Origin of the sequence: Ideonella benzenivorans, assembly GCF_020387415.1 — a bacterium.
GTDB lineage: Bacteria > Pseudomonadota > Gammaproteobacteria > Burkholderiales > Burkholderiaceae_C > Ideonella > Ideonella benzenivorans.
In genome coordinates this window covers 149,818-172,865 of the sequence record NZ_JAGWCB010000012.1, presented here as the reverse complement: position 1 = coordinate 172,865, position 23,048 = coordinate 149,818, and the positions used below count along the sequence as shown (strand labels likewise).

Here is a 23,048-nt window from a genome sequence, read left to right as displayed (position 1 = left end):
CCTTTTTCTTTTGGGCGCGACAGACATCCACCGGCTGTCCCCGCGAAATCCACAGGCTTGTGCACAACGCGAATGGCAAGCCTCCCCGTATCATTTGACGATGCCCACCATCTTCGACGCCCACGATCCCCAGGCCGGTCCTCGCGACGAGGAAATCGCCAAGCTGCGGGTGCCACCACATTCCATTGAGGCCGAGCAAAGCGTGCTGGGGGGGCTGTTGCTGGACAACGGCGCTTGGGACCGCGCGGCGGACGTGCTGGGGGAGGGGGATTTCTACCGCTACGAGCACCGGATGATCTTTGCTGCCATCGGGACGCTGATCGGCGCGAGCAAACCGGCCGACGTGATCACGGTCTTCGAACAGCTGCAGGTGCTGGGCAAGGCCGAGGACTGTGGTGGCCTGAACTACCTGAACGCCCTGGCACAGAGTGTGCCGAGCGCGGCCAACATGCGCCGCTATGCGGAGATCGTGCGTGAGCGTGCGGTGCTGCGCAAGCTGATCGCCGTCTCGGACGAGGTCGCCACCCAGGCCTTCAATCCGCAGGGCAAGGCGGCTTCGACCATCCTGGACGAGGCCGAAACCAAGATTTTCAAGATCGCGGAGGAGGGGCAGCGCACCAAGGTCGGCTTCCACAGCATGGACAAGCTGGTCATGGACCTGATCGACCGCGTGACCGAGCTGGCCGAGAACGGGGCCGAGGAAGTCACGGGCGTGCGCACCGGCTTCTACGACATGGACCGCATGACCGCCGGGCTGCAGGGCGGCGACCTGATCATCCTGGCCGCCCGGCCTTCCATGGGCAAGACCGCCTTTGCGCTGAACATCGCCGAGAACGTGGCGGTCAACGAAGGCCTGCCGGTGGTGGTGTTCTCGATGGAAATGGGCGCCAACCAGTTGGCCCTGCGTCTGGTGGGTTCGCTGGGCCGGATCGACCAGCAGCATTTGCGCACCGGTGCGTTGAAGGACGACGAGTGGGCCCGGTTGACAGAGGCCGTGGACCGGCTGTCGAAGGCCGCGGTGTTCATCGACGAGACGCCGGGTCTGAACCCGGCCGAACTGCGCGCACGTGCGCGGCGACAGGCTCGCCAATGCGGCAAGCTGGGGTTGATCGTGATCGACTACCTGCAGCTGATGTCCGGCAGCAATGCGTCTGCAGGCGAGAACCGCGCCACCGAGCTGTCGGAAATCTCCCGGAGCCTCAAAGCCCTGGCCAAGGAGCTCAATTGCCCGGTGATCGCGCTGTCCCAGCTCAACCGCAGCGTGGAAACCCGCACCGACAAGCGACCGATGATGTCCGATCTGCGGGAATCGGGGGCCATCGAGCAGGATGCGGACGTGATCATGTTCATCTACCGCGACGAGTACTACAACAAGGAATCCAAGGAGCCGGGCGTGGCCGAGATCATCATCGGCAAGCAGCGGAATGGCCCGGTGGGCACGGTGCGGCTGGCCTTCCTGAAGCAGTCGACCAAGTTTGACAACCTGGCGCCTGAGGCCTCTTACGGTGAATACTGAACGAGGGCCGGGCGCCGCTTGAAAGCCAGCGGCATGCTGTATAAAAATACAGTATGTCCGACGCGCCCCACCTTCCCTCCGCCTGCACACCGCCCGCGCGCAAGGGGCGCGGCACCGTCTGGGCGATCCACAGTCGCTTCGACGGGGCTGAGCGCGCCCCGCTGGACGACGGCTGGGGCGGTCTGGAAGCCGAGGGGCTGCGCCGGCAAGACGGTACGCCGCCGGCCACGGTGGTGACGGCGGAGCTGGCCCGTGCCATCCTCAGCCGCAACGACTCGCCCGACGTCGGTTTCGACCTCTCCATCAACCCGTACCGGGGCTGCGAGCATGGCTGTATCTACTGCTATGCCCGGCCCACGCATGGCTACCTGGGCTGGTCGCCGGGGCTGGATTTCGAAATCCGCATTGTTGCCAAGACCAATGCGGCGCAGCGCCTGCGGGAGGCCCTGGGTCGGCCCGGTTACCGGCCTGGGGCGCTGAACATCGGTTCCGTGACCGACGCCTATCAGCCGGCCGAGCGCACGCTGCGCATCACCCGTGCCCTGATCGAGGTGCTGGCAGAGTTCCGCCACCCGTTCTCGATCATCACCAAGTCCGCCGGCGTGGTCCGGGACCTCGACCTGCTGGCGCCGCTGGCCGCGCAGGGGCTGGTGGCGGTGTACCAGTCGATCACCACCCTGGACCCCGCACTGGCCCGGATTCTGGAACCACGCGCGGCCAGCCCTGCCCGCCGCCTGCAGGCCATGCAGCGTCTGACCGAGGCCGGGGTGCCTGTGGGGCTGAGCGTGTCGCCGGTCATTCCCTTCGTGAATGAGCCGGAGATCGAGCACATCGTCGAAGCCGCCGCCAAGGCGGGGGCTTCGGCCGGCTTCAGTATTCCGCTGCGTCTGCCCTGGGAGGTGGCTCCGCTGTTCCAGCAATGGCTGGGCACCCATTTCCCCGACCGGGCGGAGCGGGTGATGGCCCGCATCCGGGATCTCCGCGGTGGCCGGGTCAACGATGCGCGCTTCGGCCATCGCATGACCGGGCAGGGGCCATGGGCCGAGTTGGCCCATCAACGGTTTGCCATGGCCTGCCGCCGCCACGGCCTGCGCCAGCAGCGCATTCCCCTGGACGAGCGCCTGTTCTCCTCCCGTCCCGCCCCTCCGCCGGAAGGGCACGCCAGCGAGCAGATGTCCCTCTTTTGAGGCCGCCTTGAGAATGTATCCATTCGTTGCAGGATGGCTCCGTGCCGTCGCTGATTGACGCCTGTGTAGGGCCCCCTGACCATTCGCCCTTCGCCACCAGCACGCAACCGCTGGATTCAAGGGGGAGGGACAGATGCAGACAGTGAATCACCGCAATCCCGCACATCGGCCCGGCCGTGTGGGGGCATGGTCCTGGGTGCTGTTGGCCGCGGCGCTCGGCGCCCAGGCCGCGCCGAGGGCGTCGGATGTTCCCTCGGGCGCGGAGGTGCGGGTCACCACCAGCCCGATCATCGACTACGAGTTCGATTGGGGGCGCGACGGCGTCGACTGTCCCAGTTGCAACGGCGGTGACGGGAACTCGCGGCTCACCTTCGTCGATGGATCGCGCCAGCTGTGGGTGGCCCATGTGGATCCGCTGACAGGTGCCTTCCTGCCGGCCGATGGCAAGGGGGAGCGTGTCGACCGGATGGCGGCCTTTGCGACCGATTTTGGCAACGGCCCGGAGTGGGCGCTGTCCCAGCAGGGGTCGCAGATCGTCTACACCAAGTACGTCGGCAGCAGCACGCCGGACAAAACGACTGCTGGCGTGGTCATGGCGTCGCAGGTCGGCTCCGGGTGGGTGCCCAGCGTGTTGCCCAGTGGTGCGCACATGCAGTCACCGCTGGCTTCGGGGGATGCGTCGGACCTCGAGGCCCGGGTGCATTACCAGGACCTGGCCAAGCTGAAGACCTATTGGCAGATGCTGGATGTCGCCCAGCCGCTGACCGTGGTGCCCCTCAGCGGCTATGCAGCGGGGTCTCGGCGCTGGGTGCCGGGCACCCACAAGATCATCCTGTCGGCACGGGGGCAGCGGTTGACGCCTTCGGCCGGCTACCACGCCGTGTTCTTGTACGACACCGACACCGGAGCGACGGAGCAGATCACCAACGAGGCCGCCGACAACTTCGGCGCGATGATGTGGGCGGCGCCGGAATATGGCGGCGACTGGGTGTTCTTCTCGATCCGCAACGGGGCGCAGCTGGTGGTCTACCGCTACCAGTTGCAGGCCAATGGCCGCCGGCGCTGGGTGATCCTCAACGAGGTGTCGCTGCCTGCGGAAACCCCGTACCTGTGGTCGCCGGAGTACTTCATCCACAACGGCAAGTCCTACATCTTCTTCCAGATGAACACCGGCCAGGATCCGTCGGACTTCTCCCAGCCCAGCCGGTTGGCCATGGTGGGCATCCTGCCGGAGAACGCTGCCCTGGTGAACCTGACGCCGGCGGATGCACCCGCACGCGTGCGCATGGACCCGGAATACTTCATCACGGCCCAGGGGCCCTTCATCTACTACAACCGCTATCAGTGGTTCGCCGGCAGTCAGACCTTCGTGCCGGAAGGGGTCTGGCGCGTCGACACCCAGCTGGGGCCGGCCATCGCGGGCATGCGCGCGGCGCACTGAGCGCGAAAAAAAGGGACACCTGGCGGTGTCCCTGAGGGGGCAGGGCGGTGGCCGCGCCAGAGGGGGCTTACTTGAAGAGCTCCTTCACCCGGTCCGTCCAGCTCTTGCTGTTGGGGGAGTGCTTGTCGCCGCCCTTCTTCAGGGATTCGTCGAGCTCCTTCAGCAGCTTGCGCTGATGCTCCGTCAGCTTGACCGGCGTCTCCAGGGTGACGTGGCAGTACAGATCACCGGGGTAGGAGGAGCGGATGCCCTTGATGCCCTTGCCACGCAGCCGGAAGGTCTTGCCGTGCTGGGTGCCCTCGGGCAGTTCGATCTCCAGCTTGCTGGACAGCGTGGGAACCTCGACCGAGCCGCCCAGGGCGGCGGTGGTGATGGACACCGGCACCGTGCAGTGCAGATCGTCGCCATCGCGCTCGAAGATGTCGTGCGGCTTGATGCGGATCTCGATGTAGAGATCCCCCGCCGGACCGCCGTTCTGGCCCGGTTCGCCGTTGCCAGCGGAGCGAATGCGCATGCCTTCGTTGATGCCGGCGGGGATCTTCACCTCCAGCGTCTTCTGGCGCTTGATCCTGCCGGCACCATTGCAGGCCGTGCAAGGCTCGGGGATGATCTTGCCGGTGCCATGGCAGTGCGGGCAGGTCTGCTGCACGCTGAAGAAGCCCTGGCGCATGTGCACCGTGCCGGAGCCACCGCAGGTGCTGCAGGTCTTGGTCTTGGTGCCCGGCTTGGCACCCGTGCCGCCGCAGGTGTCGCAGTTGTCCCAGCTCGGTACGCGGATCTGGGTTTCCTTGCCCAGGGCGGCCTCTTCCAGCGTGATCTCCATGGCGTAGCTGAGGTCGTTGCCACGGTAGACCTGCTGGCCACCGCGTCGGCCCCCCCCGCCGCCGCCACCAAAGATGTCGCCGAAGATGTCGCCAAAGGCCTCGGCGAAGCCGCCGAAACCTTCCGCACCCGGGCCGCCACGGAAGCCGCCGGCATTGGGGTCCACACCCGCATGACCATACTGGTCATAGGCCGCGCGCTTCTGCTCGTCGGAGAGGATCTCGTAGGCCTCCTTGGCCTCCTTGAACTTCTCCTCAGCCGCCTTGGCGCCGTCCCCCTGGTTGCGGTCCGGGTGGAACTTCATGGCCAGCTTGCGGTAGGCCTTCTTGATCTCGTCCTCGGTGGCCCCTTTCGCGAGCCCCAGGATTTCGTAGTAATCACGCTTTGCCATGAACAGCACTCAACGCTGAGAAATGGAGACGCCGCGCCGGTACGCAGTGCTGCACTGCGCGCCGGACGCGGCGCGATGGAAGGCCGGGCTGGGTCGCCCGGCCAAGCCGATCACTTCTTGACTTCCTTGAACTCGGCGTCGACCACGTCGTCCTCGCCGGCCTTGGCCGATTCCGCACCCGGCTGAGCCTGGGCGCCCGGTTGGGCATCGCCCGCCTGGGCGGCCTGCTGTTCGGCGTACATCTTTTCGCCCAGCTTCTGGCTCGCGGTCATCAGGGCTTCCGTCTTGGCGTCGATGGCGGCCTTGTCATCGCCCTTGATGGCTTCCTCGGCGTCCTTCAGCGCGGCCTCGATCTTCTCCTTCTCGGCCGCGTCGAGCTTGTCGCCATGCTCGGACAGGCTCTTCTTGACCGAGTGGATCATCGCGTCGGCCTGGTTGCGGGCCTGGATGAGTTCCAGCTTCTTGGCGTCCTCGGCGGCGTTGAGCTCGGCGTCCTTCACCATCTTCTGGATCTCGTCTTCGGTCAGACCCGAGTTCGCCTTGATGGTGATCTGGTTCTCCTTGCCCGTGCCCTTGTCCTTGGCGCTGACGTGCAGGATGCCGTTGGCGTCGATGTCGAAGGTCACCTCGATCTGCGGCAGACCACGCGGAGCGGGCGGAATGCCTTCCAGGTTGAACTCGCCCAGGCTCTTGTTGGCCGAGGCCATTTCGCGCTCGCCCTGGAACACCTTGATGGTCACGGCCGGCTGGTTGTCGTCGGCGGTCGAGAACACCTGCGAGAACTTGGTCGGGATCGTGGTGTTCTTCTTGATCATCTTGGTCATCACGCCGCCCAGGGTCTCGATGCCCAGGCTCAGCGGAGTGACGTCCAGCAGCAGCACGTCCTTGCGCTCACCCGAGAGCACCTGGCCCTGGATGGCGGCACCGACGGCCACGGCCTCGTCCGGGTTCACGTCCTTGCGCGGCTCCTTGCCGAAGAACTCCTTGACCTTCTCCTGCACCTTGGGCATGCGGGTCATGCCGCCGACCAGGATCACGTCATCGACGTCCGACACCTTCAGGCCGGCGTCCTTGATGGCGGTGCGGCAGGGCTCGATCGTGCGTTCGATCAGTTCCTCGACCAGGCTTTCCAGCTTGGCGCGGGTCAGCTTGACGTTCAGGTGCTTCGGGCCGGAGGCGTCCGCCGTGATGTAGGGCAGGTTGACATCGGTCTGCGAGGAGTTCGACAGCTCGATCTTGGCCTTTTCCGCGGCTTCCTTCAGGCGCTGCAGAGCCAGCACGTCCTTGGTCAGGTCGACACCGGATTCCTTCTTGAACTCGGCGATGATGTAGTCGATGATGCGCTGGTCGAAGTCCTCGCCACCCAGGAAGGTGTCGCCGTTGGTCGACAGCACCTCGAACTGCATTTCGCCGTCCACGTCGGCGATCTCGATGATCGAGATGTCGAAGGTGCCGCCACCCAGGTCATAGACGGCGATCTTGCGGTCGCCCTTGCCACCCTTGTCCAGGCCGAAGGCCAGGGCCGCGGCCGTGGGCTCGTTGATGATGCGCTTGACTTCCAGACCGGCGATGCGGCCGGCGTCCTTGGTGGCCTGGCGCTGGGCGTCGTTGAAGTAGGCCGGCACCGTGATCACGGCTTCAGTCACCGGCTCGCCCAGGTAATCCTCGGCGGTCTTCTTCATCTTGCGCAGCACTTCGGCGCTGACTTGCGGAGGCGCCATCTTCTTGCCGCGCACTTCCACCCAAGCATCACCGTTGTCGGCCGCGGCGATGGCATAGGGCATCAGGTGGATGTCCTTTTGCACTTCCTTTTCGGCGAACTTGCGGCCGATCAGGCGCTTCACGGCGAACAGCGTGTTCTTCGGGTTGGTCACCGCCTGGCGCTTGGCCGAGGCACCCACCAGCACCTCACCATCTTCCTGGTAGGCGATGATGGACGGCGTGGTGCGCGCGCCTTCGGAGTTCTCGATCACCTTGGTCGAGTTGCCTTCCATGATGGCCACGCACGAGTTGGTGGTGCCCAGGTCGATGCCAATGATCTTGCCCATCTGTGTTTCTCCTGTATTCGTTTCCGTTGAGCGGGAATTGCGGGTGGCCGCCGGCTTTTCAAGGCGCCAGGGCCAGGATTCTTGTCAATTCGGGATTACTTTGGCGCGGCCACCGTCACCAGGGCCGGGCGCAGCACGCGGTCGGAAATCAGGTAGCCCTTTTGCAGGACCGCCACGACGGTATTGGCCTCCTGCTCGGCAGGCACCATGCTGATGGCCTGATGCTGATGCGGGTCGAACTTGGTGCCGCCCGGCGGGTTGATCTCCAGCACCTTGTTGCGCTCCAGCGCCGAGGCGAGCTGGCGCAGCGTGGCGTGCACGCCCTCCAGCACCTTGTCGACCGGGGCATCCGGCATCGCGATGGCGGCTTCCAGGCTGTCCTTCACCGGCAGCAGGCTCTCGGCAAAGGATTCAACGGCGAATTTGCGGGCCTTGGAAATCTCCTCCTCACTGCGGCGGCGGATGTTCTCGGCTTCCGCCTTGGCCCGCAGGTAGGCGTCCGACACTTCGGCATGTTTGGCCTGCAAATCAGCCAGTTGCGCCTCGGGGGCAACGGCCTCGGCCGATGGGGAAGCGGCCGTCTCGGGATTCGGGTGGTCGGCAGGGATGTCGTTGGGATTCATGGGTGGGTCGACGAAATATCCGGTTGCTAGGCAACATGGGGCCCTGGGATTGGATTTCAAGCCCCTCGCAGGAAATTCTCTGCGGGTGGGGCCCGTCTGTCACGGTCCATCACTCCTCGTCCAGGCTGACGCTCCAACGGGCCCAGTCGGTCAGCTGACGCCGGTCGCGTTTGGTGGGCCGCCCGTGGATGATCGCCTGAGCGGGTTCGATGCCCTGCCGCCGGGCTTCCCGGGCGGCTTCCCGGGCCGCCAGGCTGGAGGCGGTTTCTTCATAGAGTTGCTGGGCCACCGGGGCCGGGCCGCGCACCTGGCTGATGGCGCGGATCTGCAGTTCACGGGGGGGCTGGCCGGGTTCGCGCAGCAGCACCAGGTCGCCAGGACGCACCTCGCGGCTGGCCTTGGCCGGCTGGCCGTTGACGTCCACCCGGTTCTTGCCGATGGCCTCGACCGCCAGTGAACGGGTCTTGAAGAAACGGGCCGCCCACAGCCATTTGTCCAGGCGCACGCCGCTGGCCTCGGAGGCGGGTGAGCGCTCAGCCATGGGAGGCCCCCATGGCCTGTGCGCGCTGCCGGCAGGCCTGGGCCGCCTCGGCGGAGTGGGGTGCCAGGGGCCAGCCACTCAGGTGGCGCTCCGTGAGCGTCAGCAGGGTGTCGATGCCTTGCGGGCTGTCGTTCAGGCAGGGCAGGTAGTGGAACTGCTGCCCCCCGGCGTTCAGGAAGGTCGCGCGACCCTCCTGGGCGATTTCCTCCAGGGTCTCCAGGCAGTCGGCCGAGAAGCCGGGGCAGACCACCTGGACATGGTGGTGGCCTTCCTGGGCCAGCGCCTGCAAGGTGGGTTCCGTCGCCGGCTCCAGCCACTTGGCCTTGCCAAATCGGCTCTGGAAGGTCACCCGCAGGCGCTCGCGGGGCCAGTCCAGAGCCTCGCCCAGCAGGCGGGCGGTTTTCTGGCACTGGCAGTGATAGGGGTCGCCCTGGTGCAGGGTGCGCTCGGGCATGCCGTGGAAGCTGGTCACCAGGATGTCGGGCGTGCCCAACTGCTGCCATTGGCTGCGGATGCTGTCGGCCAGCGCGGCAATGTAGGCCGGGTCGTCGTGGTAGGCACCGACGAAGCGCAGTTCAGGAACCCAGCGGGTGCAGCGGCCCCAGGCCGCCACGGCGTCGAAGGCACTGCCCGTGGTGGCGCCGGAATACTGCGGATAGGCCGGCAGCACCAGGATGCGCCGGGCGCCCGCTGCCTGCAACCGGTTCAGGGCTTCCGGCACCGAAGGGTGGCCATAGCGCATGGCCGGCTCCACCCGCAGGGCGCCTGGCGTGTGGCGCTCGTCCAGCCGGGCCTGCAGGGCCTGGGCCTGTCGGCGGGTCCAGGCCAGCAGCGGGGAGCCCTCCGGGGTCCAGATGCTGGCGTATTTGCGGGCCGACTTGGCCGGCCGGACCCGCAGGATGATGCCGTGCAGGATGGGGGCCCAGAGCAGCCGAGGCAGTTCCACCACCCGCGGGTCGCTCAGGAACTCCGCCAGATAGCGCCGCACCGCGGCGGGCGTGGGTGCATCCGGGGTGCCCAGGTTGAGCAGCAGGATGCCGATGGGTTCAGACTGTCCGTGCTGGAACGGGGGGGGCGGGGCGTAGTGCATGGGCAGGGCGCGTGTCGTGGTGGCCGGCAGGCGGGCAGGAGGAGTGGCTCAGAAGAGCCGGGGCAGGGTGTCGTGCCGTTCGGGGGGCTCGCTCAGCAGGGCGAACCGGACCACGGGGGTGGCGGGCTCGCCCGGCGGTCCCCCCAGCGCGATCTCGCCCTGGCCATGCAGGGTGCAGCTGCCACGGCGCAGGCTCAGCACCTCTTCCTCGCCCGCGAAGCGCACGAAGGTGCCGTTGATGCTGAGGTCGGTCAGCTGCAGGGCACCGCCCTGGACCTCGATCCGCGCATGGGTGCGTGAGACGCGCGCCTCGTCGATCACCAGATTGGCACTGGAGGCACGCCCCAGCACCAGTGGCAGGTCGTCGCGGTGAAAGCTGTGCACTCCGCCGCCCCAGACCAGCTCGATGCCCTGGGCCTCGGCAGGCAGGGGCGGCGCGTCCAACTGGGTGACCTGGGTGTCCGGCCCGCCCAGGCGGCTGAACTGGAACACCTCGACCGGCTCGCTGCGGCCGCGCAGGTGCACCCGGTCCAGGCGGCGAAAGCGGGTCTGGGCTTCCCAGGGCAGGTCGTCGTGGACTTCGCGGCTGATCAGCAGTTCGCCGTCGCCGGCGTGTTCCAGCAAGCGTGCGGCCACGTTGACCGCATCGCCGAAGCAGTCGCCGCCCATCTCGACCACCTCGCCGGCGGTGATGGCGATCTGCAGTTGGGGCAGGCCGGTGCGTTCCTGGCTCAGGCGGCGCGGAGGCAGGCCCGCCAGTTCATCCTGCATCTGGATGGCGGCAGCCAAGGCCTCGCGGGCCGTGGGAAAGATGGCCATCAGGCCGTCCCCCAGGGTCTTGACCAGCTGGCCCCCGCACGCAGGGATGCAACGCACCAGCGGCCGCATCAGCTCCGACACGACCGAGCTGGCCTGGGCATTGCCCAGGGCCTCGTACAGCGCCGTGCTGCCGCGCAAGTCGGCAAAGAGGACGGTTCTGCGCTTGATCGAAGCCATGTCCGGCGCAGTTTAGCGTGCCGACCTCGCGGTCGGCACGGCATCGTCACATGTTGTCGAGGTAGGTCCGCAGCTTGTCCGAGCGGCTTGGGTGCTTGAGCTTGCGGATCGCCTTGGCCTCGATCTGCCGGATGCGTTCTCGGGTCACGTCGAACTGCTTGCCCACCTCCTCCAGCGTGTGGTCGGTGGACATCTCGATGCCGAAGCGCATGCGCAGCACCTTGGCTTCGCGCGGGGTGAGGCTGTCGAGGATGTCCTTGACCACGTCGCGCAGACCGGCCTGCATCGCGGCTTCCACCGGGGCCACGTTGTTCGTGTCCTCGATGAAGTCGCCCAGGTGGCTGTCGTCGTCGTCGCCGATCGGCGTCTCCATGGAGATCGGCTCCTTGGCGATCTTCATGATCTTGCGGATCTTGTCCTCGGGCATCTCCATCTTCTCGGCCAGCGTCGGGGCGTCCGGCTCGTAGCCGAACTCCTGCAGGTGCTGGCGCGAGATGCGGTTCATCTTGTTGATCGTCTCGATCATGTGAACCGGGATGCGGATGGTGCGGGCCTGGTCGGCGATCGAGCGGGTGATGGCCTGACGGATCCACCACGTCGCATAGGTCGAGAATTTGTAGCCGCGACGGTATTCGAACTTGTCCACCGCCTTCATCAGGCCGATGTTGCCCTCCTGGATCAGGTCCAGGAACTGCAGACCGCGGTTGGTGTACTTCTTGGCGATCGAGATCACCAGCCGCAGGTTGGCCTCGATCATTTCCTTCTTGGCATCGCGCGAGGCCCGTTCGCCTTCGTTCATGCGCTTGTTGATGCCCTTCAGATCCTCGATGGGCACCACGGCACGGGCCTGCAGGTCGATCAGCTTCTGCTGCAGTTCCTGCACGGCAGGCAGGTTGCGGCTCAGCACGGCGCTGTAGGGCTTGCCGGTGGCGATTTCCTTTTCGGCCCACTTCAGGTTCAGCACGTTGGGCGGGAAGTTCTTGATGAAGTGCTCTTGCGGCATGCCGCACTTGTCGACCGCGATCTTGCGGATCTCGCGTTCGTAGCGGCGCACGTCATCCACCTGCGAGCGCAGGATGTCGCACAACTTCTCGATGGTCTTGACCGTGAAGCGGATGGTCATCAGCTCGTCGCTGATGGCCTGCTGGGCCTTGTTGTAGGCCTGCGACTTGTAGCCTTCCTTCTCGAAGGCCTTGCGCATCTTGTCGAAGTTCGTACGCAGTTCGGTGAACTTGGCCAGCGCCGCCACCTTCAGCTCTTCGAGCTTCTTGGTCAGCGCCTTGGAGCCGCCGTTGCCGTCGTCGTCATCGTCTTCGTCGAATTCGTCGAAGTCTTCTTCGGCCACGTAGTCATCGGCCTCGTCCTCGGCCACGAAGCCGTCCACCACCTCGGAGATCTGCATCTCACCGGCGGCGATCTTGTCGGCCATGCCCAGGATCTCGGCGATGGTCGTGGGCGAGGCCGAGATGGCCAGCATCATGGCCTGCAGGCCGCCTTCGATGCGCTTGGCGATCTCGATTTCGCCTTCCCGGGTCAGCAGTTCGACCGAGCCCATCTCGCGCATGTACATGCGCACGGGGTCGGTGGTGCGGCCGAACTCGGAATCGACGGTGGACAGCGCGGCTTCCGCGGCCTCTTCCGCTTCCTCTTCGGTGGCGGTCGAGGTGGCGCCGCCGGCGATCAGCAGCGTGGCCGCATCGGGCGCTTGTTCATAGACCGCGATGCCCATGTCGTTCAACATGGACACGATGGCTTCCAGGATCTCGTTCTCGACCAGCTTTTCGGGCAGGTGGTCGTTGATTTCCTGGTGCGTGAGGTAGCCACGCGTCTTGCCCATCTTGATGAGGGTCTTGAGCTCCTGGCGGCGCTTGGCGACTTCCTCTTCGGTCAGGGCGGTTTCGTCCAGGCCGAACTCGCGCATCAGCGCGCGCTCCTTGGCGCGGCTGACCTTCATGCGCAGCGGCTTGGCCTTGGGCTTCTCTTCGCCCACTTCCACCACATCGGCGGCTTCCGCGGTGTCGACCTCGGCCTCGGCTTCACCCTCGAGATCGGCTTCGATGTCGCTCAGGTCGTCTTCCACCAGCTCCTCGGCGTCCGCCTTCTTCTTGCTGGTGGTTTCCGCCTTGGGCTTGCGTCCCCGTTTGGCCTTGCCTTCCTCGGCGGTGGCCGTCTTGGCTTTGGTGGCACGGGTCTTCACCGGCTGCAGCTCCTCGGCCTCGGCAGCGGGCTTGGCAGTCTTGGCGGCGGTCTTCTTCGCGGTCATGCAAATCCTTGAGGTGTGAATCGGGATCAGGTCCGACGGCTGGCCAACGCACGCAGCGGCCTGGAATCAGGCCATTCCATTCAACGAAGGGCGTGCGCAAGCGATGGCATCACACACATGGGGACGCCCGCCGGACAGGCAAGATCGCGGGGACGTTGATCGAATCTGCAGCCCTGGCGGGGGAGGTGGCCGATGTCTGACCCGTGTCGCGGGTGGCCTGGACCGGAGGTGCTGCTGTCCCTCTTGCCGAAAAGAGTTTTGGATTATACCTGGTTTGGCCTTGAAAGGCTGCGCAGCAGCCTGGTTCTCGGCAGGGTCTTCGGCTCAGCCGGCGCTGGTGGTCGAGGCCTGGGCCAGGCGCAATTTCACTTCGCGCCACTGACGGTCCAGCTCCCGGTAGCGGGCCAGCAGGTCTGGCTGATGGGCTGCTTCGGCCAGCAGGGCCTGCATTTCGCGCCCCAGTTCCCGCTCCATCAGCACATCCAGGGCGCGGCGCAGGTCTTCGGGCGTGGCGCCGGGATCGGCATCGCCGTCGGCGATGCCGCGGGCCTCGTCATCCAGGCCGGGGTCTTGGGCCAGCACCTCCTTCAGCACGGCCCAGGGGCGCGGGCCGTGTTCGGCCAGGTCCCGTTCCAGCCAGGCGGCCAGGGGGCCGTGGGGGGGCGGCAGCGCATGCAGGAACTCCTGCTCCATGGGGGGCAGGTCCAGCCACCAGCCGGGTTGGCCGAACAGCATCTGCATCACCCGGTCCTCCGGCCGCTTGGGGGGCAGGCGACGCGAACCGAAACCGCCGCTCTGGCGTGCACCGCGGTCCCGCCCGGGGAAGGGGCGACGCGGCCAGGGCCGGCCGGCACTGCGCGGTGCGATGGCGTCGGGCGGCGTGCCGTCCGCGGATTCGGTCGGCGCCGGCCGGGCGCGTGGCGCGCCGTCGTGCCAGAGTCGGGCCAGTTCCTCGGTGGGCAGGCTGCCCAACCGGGCCAGTTCGCCCTGCAGCTGCAGCTTCAGGGCACCGTCGGGCAGGGCTTGCCACAGAGGTTTGGCCTGGGCCAGCATCCGGGCCCGGCCTTCGGCGGTTGCCAGATCGCAGTCGGTGGCCACGTGGTCGAGCAGTTGGCGCGACAGCGGCACGGCGTCCCGCACCTGCGCCTCGAAGGCCTGGGGGCCAAAGGCGCGCACATAGCTGTCCGGGTCATGCTCGGGTGGCAGGAACAGAAAGCGGAAGCTGCGGGTGTCACTTGCATGGGGCAGCGCGGCCTCCAGCGCCCGCCCGGCCGCGCGCCGCCCGGCGGCGTCGCCGTCGAAGCTGAACACCACCTGCTCGGTGAAGCGCAGCAGCTTGTGCACGTGGTCGGCGGTGCAGGCGGTGCCCAGCGTGGCCACCGCATTCGGGAAACCCAGCTGGGCCAGGGCGACGACGTCCATGTAGCCCTCGGTCACCAGCGCGTAGCCCTTCTCACGCAAGCCGCCGCGTGCCTCGTACAGGCCGTAAAGCTCACGTCCCTTCACGAAGACCGGGGTCTCCGGGGAGTTCAGGTACTTGGGCTCGCCCTTGTCCAGCACCCGGCCGCCAAAGGCGATGGTCTCGCCCTTGACATTGCGGATCGGGAACATGATGCGGTCCCGGAAGCGGTCGTAGCGGCGCTGTTCTGCACCTTCCTCGCCGTGCAGGATCACCAGTCCCGCCTCGACCAGCAGCGGGTCGTCATAGCGCGCGAAGGCACTGGCCAGGCTGTGCCAGCCGTCCGGGGCATAGCCCAGGCCGAAGCGCTGGGCGATCTCACCGCTCAGCCCCCGGCCTTTCAGGTAGGCGATGGCGCGCTGCGAGCCTTTGAGCTGATGCCGGTAATGCTGGGCAGCCCGCTCCAGCACCTCGCTGAGCGTGCGCTGGCGCTGGCGCTGTTCGGCGGCTGCAACCTGCTCCTCGACGCTGCGCTCGTCCTCGGGGACCTGCATGCCCACCTGCTGGGCCAGGTCCTGCACGGCTTCCACGAAGCTCATGCCGTGCAGCTCGGTCAGGAAACGGATGGCATCGCCATGCGCGCCGCAGCCAAAGCAGTGGTAGGTCTGCCGGGTCGGGCTGACGATGAAGCTGGGCGTCTTTTCGCCGTGGAAGGGGCACAGGCCCTTGTGGTTGATGCCGGCCTTCTTGAGCTCGACATGGCGCCCGACGACATCCACGATGTCGACGCGCGAAAGAAGATCTTGGATGAAGCCGTGGGGAATCACGGGGGGAGTCTAGTGCAGGCGCCGAGGCCGCCTGGGGCGCGAAGAAAAAAGGGGCAGCCTTGGCTGCCCCTTGGAAGGTGTCGAAATCAACTGGATGGACATGGCGCGACAGCGACCCGAATCGGCTTGCACCGCCTGAAGGCGTCCCCCTGTGCTGGACCGTTTATGGGCGGGTCGGTGTCGAGCGCCCGGATATCGCGATGGACGAAATTCAGATGGCGAAATCGCCCAGCGACTTGCCCTCGGCCAGCGCGGCTTGCAGCCACTTCGGCTTCAGGCCACGGCCGGTCCAGGTTTGGTTGGTGGCCGGGTCGCGGTATTTGGCAGCCACCTTGCGGGTGCCTTCTGCCTTCGGGGCGGCGGGCGCACGGCCGCTCAGATCGGCGGCGGTGAGGCCATATTCGGTCATCAGCGACTTGACTTTGGCAATCGCGTCGGCGCGGGCGGCGCGCTGGGCTTCTGCAATCTGCTTTTCGAGGGCGGCCTTCTGGGCCAGCAGTTCCTGGATGTTCGTCATCGGTTTATCTCCAATCTTGATGGAGCCCGGGGAGGGCGATCGGATGATAGCCGAGCTTTTCCAGGAAATTCAATCGGCAAAGGTTATCTCTTGCAACGGCGGGGCGCCTTTTCCTGGCTTTGCGGTAGCCGGACCCCGGAAAACCGCCAAGCCAGGAATGGGACGCCGCGGCAATTGCGCCGCGGGCCCGCTGGTCAGGCCGAGGGCGGGACGTAGCCGGTGGGCTGGTCGGCCGCGCCAGAAAACAGGAATTGCTCCATTTGGCGGGCCAGATATTGGCGTGCCCGGGCATCGGCCAGATTCAGCCGGTTCTCGTTGACCAGCATCGTCTGGTGACGTTTCCAGAGGTCGAAAGCCTCTTTGCTGATGTTGTCGTAGATGCGCTTACCCAGCTCCCCGGGATAGGGGGGGAAGTCCAGCCCTTCGGCGTCCTTCTTCAGGTAAGTGCAGTGAACGGTGCGTGCCATGTGCGGTGCGTCTCCGGAGTGCGGTGGGGAAATGGGGGGCCGGCTTCAGCCGAGTTTTTTGACCAGGACCTGCGAGCGGCGGTCCCAGTTGTATTTGCGTTTTCGGGCCTCGGGCAGCCAATCGGGGTTGACCTGCACGAAGCCGCGCTTGATGAACCAGTGCATGGTGCGGGTGGTCAGCACGAAGAGGCTGTCCAGGCCCATGGCCCGGGCCCGTTGCTCAATGCGTTTGACAATCTTGTCACCATCGCCTTGCCCTTGCACCTGCGGGGACACTGTCACCGCGGCCATTTCGCCGGTCTTGGCCTCTGGGTAGGGGTAGAGCGCCGCGCAACCGAAGATCACGCCATCGTGTTCGATCACGGTGTAGTTGGCGATATCGCGCTCAATCTCGGTGCGACTGCGCTTGACCAGCGTGCCGTCCATTTCATACGGCTCGATCAGTTTCAGAATGCCCCCCACGTCATCCGAGGTGGCTTCGCGCAGGCTTTCCAGCTTTTCATCCACCACCATCGTGCCGATGCCATCGTGGGTGAAAACCTCCATCAGCAGGGCGCCATCCATGGCGAAGGGCAGGATATGCGAGCGCTCCACCCCGGCACGGCAGGCCCGCACGCAATACTGCAGGTAGAAGCCTGGGTCGGTCGGGTGCATCGGGCGCGGCAGCGAGGCCAGCAGGCGTTCGGCATCCTGCAGCGCGATTTCTGTGTCGACCGGGCTGTCGGGATCGGCCTGGTTTTCGCGGATGCCGGGAATCTCGGTCATGAACAGCAGCTTGTCGGCCTGCAGTGCAATCGCCACCTGGGTGGCCACGTCTTCCATCGACAAATTGAAGGCCTCGCCGGTGGGCGAAAAGCCGAAAGGGGACAGCATCACCAGTGCGCCGATGTCCATGCAGCGGCGGATGGCGGCGGCGTCCACCTTGCGCACCACGCCGCTGTGCATGAAATCCACGCCGTCCACGATGCCCACCGGCCGGGCGGTGAGGAAATTGCCCGAGATGACCCGGATCGTGGAATTGGCCATCGGCGTGTTGGGCAAACCCTGGGAAAACGCCGCTTCGATCTCAAAGCGCAGCTGTCCGGCCGCCTCCTGGGCGCAATCCAGCGCCACGGGATCGGTCACCCGCATGCCGTGGGAAAAGACCGACTCGTGGCCTTTGGCATGCAATTGCTCATTCACCTGCGGGCGGAAACCATGCACCAGCACCAGGTGCACGCCCATCGCGTGCAGGATCGAGATGTCCTGCACGAAGGCGTTGAGCCGTCCCGCGGCAATCAGCTCGCCGGTGATGCCGATCACGAAGGTCTTGCCTCGGTACGCGTGGATGTGCGGCGCAACCGAGCGAAACCAGGGGACGAAGGTGTAGGGGAAGACAAGGTCCATGGTGGGCGGAATTGTGCCGCACGGCCGCCGGCCGCAGCGCGGCAGGGCCCGGCCCCTGCACCGATAATCCCGCCCCTGTGACTGACTCTGCCTCCTCCTCCCGTCCCGCGCCCGCTGCGTCCTCTGCACCTGCCGCGCGGCGTGCCCGTCCGCCGCGCGCTGCCAACGGCCCCCGGGCGCCCCGGCCGGCCACGCCCGTGCCACCCATCAGCTTTCCCGAATCGCTGCCCGTTTCCAGCCGGCGCGAGGAGATCGCACAGGCCCTGCAAGCCCACCAGGTGGTCATCGTCTGCGGCGAGACGGGCTCCGGCAAGACCACTCAACTGCCCAAGATCGCACTGGCGCTGGGGCGGGGGCTGGGGGCCGGCGGCAGCGGGCTGATCGGCCACACCCAGCCGCGGCGGATTGCCGCCAGCTCGGTGGCCAAGCGCATTGCCGAGGAGTTGAACTCGCCGCTGGGCGAGGTGGTGGGCTACAAGGTCCGTTTCAACGACCGGCTGCAGCCCGGCGCCAGCGTCAAGCTGATGACCGACGGCATCCTGCTGGCCGAGACCCAGACCGATCCGCTGCTCAAGGCCTACGACACGATCATCATCGACGAGGCCCATGAGCGCAGCCTGAACATCGACTTCCTGCTGGGCTACCTGCGGCAGCTCCTGCCGCGTCGGCCGGACCTGAAGATCATCGTCACCTCGGCCACGATCGACGCCGAGCGTTTCGCCCGGCATTTCGCCTCGATCCACGGGCCGGCGCCGGTGATCATGGTCAGCGGCCGCACCTTCCCGGTGGAGCAACGCTACCGCAGCTTCGAGGAGAGCAAGGAGTTCGACCTCAACGACGCGATCGCCGACGCCGTGGATGAACTGTGGCGCGAGGGGCCGGGCGACATCCTGGTCTTCCTGCCGGGCGAGCGCGAGATCCGCGAGGCCGCCGACCACCTGCACAAGCACCTGGCGCAGCGGTTGCGCCACGGGCCGCAGCCGGACATCCTGCCGCTGTTCGCGCGCCTGTCGCAGGCCGAGCAGGACCGGGTCTTCACCCCCGGCAACGGCCGGCGCATCGTGCTCTCGACCAACGTGGCCGAGACCTCGTTGACGGTGCCGGGCATCCGCTACGTGGTCGACAGCGGCCTGGCGCGCGTCAAGCGCTACAGCTACCGCAACAAGGTCGAGCAGCTGCAGGTCGAGGCCATCAGCCAGGCTGCGGCCAACCAGCGTGCGGGCCGTTGCGGCCGGGTGGCCAATGGCATCTGCATCCGGCTCTACGACGAGAAGGACTTCCTGGGCCGGCCGAGCTTCACCGACCCGGAGATCCTGCGCTCTTCGCTGGCCGGGGTGATCCTGCGCATGAAGTCGCTGCGCCTGGGTTCGGTGGAGGACTTCCCCTTCCTGGAAGAGCCGCCGCGCAAGGCGATCGCCGATGGCTATGCGCTGCTGGGCGAGCTGGGCGCGGTGGACGAGGCCAATGAGCTCACCGCCATCGGCCAGGAACTGTCGCGCCTGCCGCTGGACCCGCGGGTGGGCCGCATGATCCTGGAGGCGCGCGACCGTCAGAGCCTCTCCGAGGTGCTGATCATCGCCTCGGCCCTGTCGGGCCAGGACGTGCGCGACCGGCCACTGGAGCAGCAGCAGGCGGCCGACGAGAAGCACAGGAAGTTCGACGACGAGAAGTCGGAATTCGTCGGCTACCTCAAGCTCTGGCAGTGGATCGAGGAAGGGCGGGGAACCGGCGAGGGCCCGTCGGCGCACAAGCTCAGCAACCGGCAGCAGGAAGCGCGGCTGCGCGAGAGCTTCGTCAACCCGCGCCGGGTGCGCGAATGGCGCGACATCCACAGCCAGCTGCACACCGTGGTGGCCGAACACGGCTGGCGCCTGAACCAGAGCCCGGCCACCTACGAGCAGATCCACCTGGCCATGCTGGCCGGCCTGCTGGGCAATGTGGGCTGCAAGTCCGACGACGAGGACTGGTACCTGGGCGCGCGCGGCATCAAGTTCTGGCGCCACCCCGGCGCGCACCTGTCCAAGAAGCCGGGCCGCTGGCTGGTGGCCGCCGAGCTGGTGGACACCACCCGCCTCTTTGGCCGCGGCCTGGCCGCGATCGAGCCGCAATGGATCGAGCGCATCGCCGGCCACCTGCTCAAGAAGCAGTTGCTGGAACCGCACTGGGAGAAGAAGGCGGCCGAAGTCGTGGCGCTGGAGCGCGCCACGCTCTACGGCATCGTCATCTACCACCAGCGCAAGGTGAACTTCGGCCGGGTGGATGCCAAGACCGCGCGCGAGATCTTCATCCGCGAAGCCTTGGTGAATGGCGAGTGGGACAGCCGGCTGCCCTTCATCGCGCACAACCGCAAGATGATCGCCCAGGTCGAGGAGCTGGAGCACAAGTCGCGCCGGCAGGATGTGCTGGTGGACGAGGAGCTGATCGTCGCCTTCTACGACCAGCATGTGGGCGCGGAGGTGGTCAGCGGGGCGACCTTCGAGCGCTGGTACCGCGAGGCCAGCAAGGCCCATCCCCAGCTGCTGTTCCTCAGCCGCGAGGAGCTGATGCGCCACGAGGCGGCCGGGGTGACCACCAGCGCCTTCCCGCGCACGCTGCGCCTGGGCGGGGTGGACTGCGCGGTCAACTACCTGCACCAGCCCGGCGATGCGAAGGACGGCGTCACCGTCACCGTGCCGATCTACGCCCTGAACCAGGTCAGCGAAGAGCGCTGCGAATGGCTGGTGCCCGGCATGCTGGAGGCCAAGGTGCTGGCGCTGGTCAAGAGCCTGCACCAGCGTCCGCGCTCACGCCTGGTGCCGCTGCCCGAGTTCGTCGCCGAGTTCTGTGCCAGCGTGCCGTTTGCGCAGGGGCACCTGGTGGACGTGCTGCTCAAGGCCGTGCGCGAACGCACCCAGCTGGCCATCCAGCGCAACGACTTCAAGCTGGAGCAGCTGGCGCCCCACCTGTTCATGAACTTCCGGGTGGTGGACGAGCATGGCCGCCAGCTGGGCCTGGGCCGGCAGCTGGCCACGCTCAAGGCCGAGCTGGGCGGGCAGGCGCGCTCGGCCTTCCAGGCCCTGGCCGCCCTCAAGCTGCAGGCGGCGCCTGCACCGGCCCCTCAGCCCCAGGTGGTGACCACGCCATCGGGTGGACGGGGCGTGGTCGCGGCCGTGAAGGCCCGCCCACCGGCGCCGGCCGAGCCGGCCGCGCAGCGGCTCACGGCCTGGACCTTTGGCGAGCTGCCCGAGCTGATGGAGATCCGCAAGGGTGGGCAGACCTTGATCGGCTTTCCGGCGCTGATCGATCACGGCGACCATGTGGAGATCGAAGTCTTCGACGAGCCCGAGGTGGCGGCAGCCAGGCACCGTGCCGGCCTGCGCCGGCTGGTGGCGCTGCAGATCCGCGAGCCGCTCAAATACCTCGAGAAGAACATCCCGGACCTGACCCGAATGGCGGTGGCCTACATGCCGTTGGGCACGGCCGAGGAGCTGAAGGCGCAGATCATTGACGTGGCGCTCGACAAGGCCTTCCTGGCCGATCCGCTGCCGCAGGACAAGACCGCCTTCGAGCGGCGCATCGAGGAAGGGCGCAGCCGCCTGAACCTGATCGCCCAGGAGGTGGCGCGCCTGGCCGGCACCATCCTGACCGAATACGCCGCGGCCACGCGCAAGCTCAAGGACGCCCGCCCCCCGAAGGAGGTCGCCGAGGACGTGACGGCCCAGCTGCAGCGGCTGATGCCCAAGCGCTTTGTCGCGCTCACGCCCTACGCCCAGCTGCAGCACTTCCCGCGCTACCTCAAGGGCATCGTGATGCGGCTGGACAAGCTGCGGGCCGATCCGGCGCGCGACGCCCAGCGGCTGTCGGAGCTGCGTCCGCTGGAGCAGCGTCATCAGCGCCGTCTGGCGGACTTGAAGGGCCAGGCCGACAGCCGGCTGGACGACTTCCGCTGGCAGCTCGAAGAGCTGCGGGTGAGCCTGTTCGCGCAGGAGCTGCGCACGCCGCAACCCGTCTCGGTCAAACGGCTGGAAAAGACCTGGGCTCAACTGGCCAGCTGAGCCTGGCGGCTCAGACCACCGCCACCGGGCCCAGGCAGCGGCTCATGAGCCGCTCGAAGTCCGGGTCCATCACCTTGGGCGGGCAGGGCAGGTGCTGGTCGGCCCAGCGGCGTAGGGCCGGGCCTCCCTTGGGAACCCGGGTCAGGGTCAGGGCGGCTTCGATGGCCGCTTCGTCGTGGCGCACGCTCAGCAGCCGCTCCAGCATCTCGCGGGCTGCATGCAGGCTGCCGGGCATCAGGTGCGGGTGGTGCAGCAGGTCGATCTGCGCCTGCCAGGCCTGGGTCAGCGCATCGTCGAAGGCCGCCGGCGGGCAGCTCTCGATCACGGCCCGGGTGACCTCGCCGTTGCCCGTGGCCAGGGCCACCTGCAGCAGCAGATCCTCGAAGCCGGCTTCGTAGCCGATGCACAGGTTCAGGCCGGCCCGGCGGGCTTCGCGCCATTCCGTCTCGGTGTCGTCACCGCCCAGCTGCAGCATGGGAATGTGCTGCCAGGCCGTGCAGGTGCGCATCAGGTAGCCCAGGGCCAGCCCGGCGCTGCCATGCACGCCACCGCTGACCAGCATCAGCCGCACCGGCGTCCGTCGCAGCACCTCCAGGGCTTCCCAGGGAGTGCGCACGGCCTCGGGCTTCCAGCCCACGGTGGCCAGCAGTTCCAGCACCACCCGGCTGCGGGCGGCGACGGGGTCGACGATCAGGATGTGGCTCATGCCAGCGATATCGGCCGCTGGCGCCCCGGGGTTAAGCCGGGAAATACCGGAGGAAAGCCGCGCGAGACCGCGCGCTGTCGGCCTCAGCGCAGCAGTTCAAGCAGGCGGTCCATGCCGCCCTGTTCGATCGACACCTTGGCCTGGGCCCGCACCGCGGGCTTGGCGTGGAAGGCCACCGACAGGCCGGCCACGCCCATCATCGGCAGGTCATTGGCGCCGTCCCCCACGGCGATGGCCTGGGCGGGGGCGATGCCCAGCTGTTCACAGGTCTGCAGCAGCGCGCGGCGTTTCTCTTCGCCATCCACGATGTCGCCCCAGGGCTGGTCGACCATGCGGCCGGTCAGCAGGCCGTCCTGAACGTCCAGCACGTTGGAGCGCGAGAAGTCCAGCTTCAGCCGGTCCTTCACCCGGTCGGTGAAGAAGGTGAAGCCACCTGAAACCAGCAGCGTCTTCAGGCCGGCCGCCTGGCAGGCCGCCACGAAGGTGGCCACGCCCGGGTTGAGCTGCAGCCGCTCGTCGTAGATGGCCTGCATGGCCGACACCGGCACGCCCTTGAGCAGGGCCACCCGCTGGCGCAGGCTTTCCTTGTAGTCGGCGATCTCGCCGCGCATCGCCGCCTCGGTGATGGCGGCCACCTCGGCCTTCTTGCCCACGGCCGAGGCGATCTCGTCCACGCATTCGAGGTTGATCAGCGTGGAGTCCATGTCGAAGGCGGCCAGACGGTAGTCCGCCCAGCGCAGCGGCGGGGTGATGCCCTGGACCCTCAGGCCGGGCGTGTGTTCGGTGCGGCTCAT

At 67.1% G+C, this 23,048-nt stretch carries 17 protein-coding genes; 4 read left to right on the top strand and 13 right to left on the bottom strand.

Annotated elements, in window-relative coordinates; genetic code table 11:
- The first annotated feature begins 100 nt into the window (after positions 1-100).
- The 3 genes from dnaB to KGA65_RS13485 all read left to right on the top strand — a co-directional run bounded on the left by dnaB (position 101) and on the right by KGA65_RS13485 (position 4,144).
- Positions 101-1,516: a replicative DNA helicase gene (gene dnaB / locus KGA65_RS13495; protein WP_225863651.1), complete on the top strand. Its 1,416-nt coding sequence runs from the start codon at positions 101-103 to the stop codon at positions 1,514-1,516.
- A gap of 53 nt (positions 1,517-1,569) precedes the next feature.
- Complete coding sequence (locus KGA65_RS13490; RefSeq protein WP_225863650.1) at positions 1,570-2,703, top strand: PA0069 family radical SAM protein; 1,134 nt, start codon at positions 1,570-1,572, stop codon at positions 2,701-2,703.
- A 196-nt stretch (positions 2,704-2,899) separates the two neighbouring features.
- Positions 2,900-4,144 (top strand): TolB-like translocation protein, encoded by a 1,245-nt coding sequence (locus KGA65_RS13485; protein ID WP_225863649.1) that lies wholly within the window; start codon positions 2,900-2,902, stop codon positions 4,142-4,144.
- A 67-nt stretch (positions 4,145-4,211) separates the two neighbouring features.
- On the opposite strand, the gene dnaJ is transcribed toward KGA65_RS13485, so the two are convergent.
- The 11 genes from dnaJ to argA all read right to left on the bottom strand — a co-directional run bounded on the left by dnaJ (position 4,212) and on the right by argA (position 17,514).
- The gene (dnaJ, locus tag KGA65_RS13480; RefSeq protein WP_225863648.1) at positions 4,212-5,357 is read right to left on the bottom strand and encodes a molecular chaperone DnaJ; all 1,146 of its coding nucleotides are present in this window, start codon (positions 5,355-5,357) and stop codon (positions 4,212-4,214) included.
- A gap of 110 nt (positions 5,358-5,467) precedes the next feature.
- On the bottom strand, positions 5,468-7,405 hold the full coding sequence (gene dnaK / locus KGA65_RS13475) for a molecular chaperone DnaK (RefSeq protein ID WP_225863647.1): 1,938 nt from the start codon (positions 7,403-7,405) through the stop codon (positions 5,468-5,470).
- A gap of 95 nt (positions 7,406-7,500) precedes the next feature.
- Complete coding sequence (gene grpE / locus KGA65_RS13470; RefSeq protein WP_225863646.1) at positions 7,501-8,028, bottom strand: nucleotide exchange factor GrpE; 528 nt, start codon at positions 8,026-8,028, stop codon at positions 7,501-7,503.
- Positions 8,029-8,137: 109 nt separating this feature from the next.
- Positions 8,138-8,569, bottom strand: coding sequence for an Hsp15 family ribosome-associated heat shock protein (locus KGA65_RS13465; RefSeq protein WP_225863645.1), 432 nt, complete (start codon positions 8,567-8,569; stop codon positions 8,138-8,140).
- The gene (gene hemH / locus KGA65_RS13460; protein ID WP_225863644.1) at positions 8,562-9,659 is read right to left on the bottom strand and encodes a ferrochelatase; all 1,098 of its coding nucleotides are present in this window, start codon (positions 9,657-9,659) and stop codon (positions 8,562-8,564) included. The genes KGA65_RS13465 and hemH overlap by 8 nt, the downstream gene beginning before the upstream one ends.
- A 48-nt stretch (positions 9,660-9,707) precedes the next feature.
- Positions 9,708-10,655, bottom strand: a complete 948-nt coding sequence (locus tag KGA65_RS13455) for an adenylate/guanylate cyclase domain-containing protein (protein ID WP_225863643.1) — start codon at positions 10,653-10,655, stop codon at positions 9,708-9,710.
- A gap of 46 nt (positions 10,656-10,701) precedes the next feature.
- Positions 10,702-12,918 carry an RNA polymerase sigma factor RpoD gene (gene rpoD, locus KGA65_RS13450; RefSeq protein WP_225863642.1) on the bottom strand — a complete coding sequence of 739 codons (2,217 nt, stop codon included), beginning with the start codon at positions 12,916-12,918 and terminating at the stop codon, positions 10,702-10,704.
- A 324-nt stretch (positions 12,919-13,242) separates the two neighbouring features.
- Positions 13,243-15,144 (bottom strand): DNA primase, encoded by a 1,902-nt coding sequence (dnaG, locus tag KGA65_RS13445; protein WP_225863641.1) that lies wholly within the window; start codon positions 15,142-15,144, stop codon positions 13,243-13,245.
- 211 nt (positions 15,145-15,355) lie between these two features.
- Positions 15,356-15,661, bottom strand: coding sequence for an H-NS histone family protein (locus KGA65_RS13440; protein ID WP_225863640.1), 306 nt, complete (start codon positions 15,659-15,661; stop codon positions 15,356-15,358).
- A 194-nt stretch (positions 15,662-15,855) separates the two neighbouring features.
- The gene (locus KGA65_RS13435; protein WP_225863639.1) at positions 15,856-16,128 is read right to left on the bottom strand and encodes an oxidative damage protection protein; all 273 of its coding nucleotides are present in this window, start codon (positions 16,126-16,128) and stop codon (positions 15,856-15,858) included.
- Between the two features lie 45 nt (positions 16,129-16,173).
- Positions 16,174-17,514 (bottom strand): amino-acid N-acetyltransferase, encoded by a 1,341-nt coding sequence (gene argA, locus KGA65_RS13430; RefSeq protein WP_225863638.1) that lies wholly within the window; start codon positions 17,512-17,514, stop codon positions 16,174-16,176.
- Between the two features lie 11 nt (positions 17,515-17,525).
- Between argA and hrpA the strand changes: the two genes are divergently transcribed.
- Positions 17,526-21,548, top strand: coding sequence for an ATP-dependent RNA helicase HrpA (hrpA, locus tag KGA65_RS13425; protein ID WP_375142640.1), 4,023 nt, complete (start codon positions 17,526-17,528; stop codon positions 21,546-21,548).
- Positions 21,549-21,558: 10 nt separating this feature from the next.
- Here the strand turns inward: hrpA and KGA65_RS13420 are convergent, their stop codons facing one another.
- The gene (locus KGA65_RS13420) at positions 21,559-22,254 is read right to left on the bottom strand and encodes a PleD family two-component system response regulator (protein ID WP_225863636.1); all 696 of its coding nucleotides are present in this window, start codon (positions 22,252-22,254) and stop codon (positions 21,559-21,561) included.
- A gap of 83 nt (positions 22,255-22,337) precedes the next feature.
- Positions 22,338-23,048 (bottom strand): phosphoserine phosphatase SerB, encoded by a 711-nt coding sequence (gene serB, locus KGA65_RS13415; protein WP_225863635.1) that lies wholly within the window; start codon positions 23,046-23,048, stop codon positions 22,338-22,340.

Coding starts and splice junctions, on each gene's coding strand:
- KGA65_RS13465 (WP_225863645.1), bottom strand. CDS start 8,569: ATGGCTGAGCGCTCACCCGCCTCCGAGGCCAGCGGCGTGCGCCTGGAC.
- KGA65_RS13490 (WP_225863650.1), top strand. CDS start 1,570: ATGTCCGACGCGCCCCACCTTCCCTCCGCCTGCACACCGCCCGCGCGC.
- dnaK (WP_225863647.1), bottom strand. CDS start 7,405: ATGGGCAAGATCATTGGCATCGACCTGGGCACCACCAACTCGTGCGTG.
- KGA65_RS13435 (WP_225863639.1), bottom strand. CDS start 16,128: ATGGCACGCACCGTTCACTGCACTTACCTGAAGAAGGACGCCGAAGGG.
- KGA65_RS13455 (WP_225863643.1), bottom strand. CDS start 10,655: ATGGCTTCGATCAAGCGCAGAACCGTCCTCTTTGCCGACTTGCGCGGC.
- KGA65_RS13420 (WP_225863636.1), bottom strand. CDS start 22,254: ATGAGCCACATCCTGATCGTCGACCCCGTCGCCGCCCGCAGCCGGGTG.
- grpE (WP_225863646.1), bottom strand. CDS start 8,028: ATGAATCCCAACGACATCCCTGCCGACCACCCGAATCCCGAGACGGCC.
- argA (WP_225863638.1), bottom strand. CDS start 17,514: ATGGACCTTGTCTTCCCCTACACCTTCGTCCCCTGGTTTCGCTCGGTT.
- dnaB (WP_225863651.1), top strand. CDS start 101: ATGCCCACCATCTTCGACGCCCACGATCCCCAGGCCGGTCCTCGCGAC.
- rpoD (WP_225863642.1), bottom strand. CDS start 12,918: ATGACCGCGAAGAAGACCGCCGCCAAGACTGCCAAGCCCGCTGCCGAG.
- serB (WP_225863635.1), bottom strand. CDS start 23,048: ATGAGCCGCACCGAACACACGCCCGGCCTGAGGGTCCAGGGCATCACC.
- hemH (WP_225863644.1), bottom strand. CDS start 9,659: ATGCACTACGCCCCGCCCCCCCCGTTCCAGCACGGACAGTCTGAACCC.
- dnaJ (WP_225863648.1), bottom strand. CDS start 5,357: ATGGCAAAGCGTGATTACTACGAAATCCTGGGGCTCGCGAAAGGGGCC.
- KGA65_RS13440 (WP_225863640.1), bottom strand. CDS start 15,661: ATGACGAACATCCAGGAACTGCTGGCCCAGAAGGCCGCCCTCGAAAAG.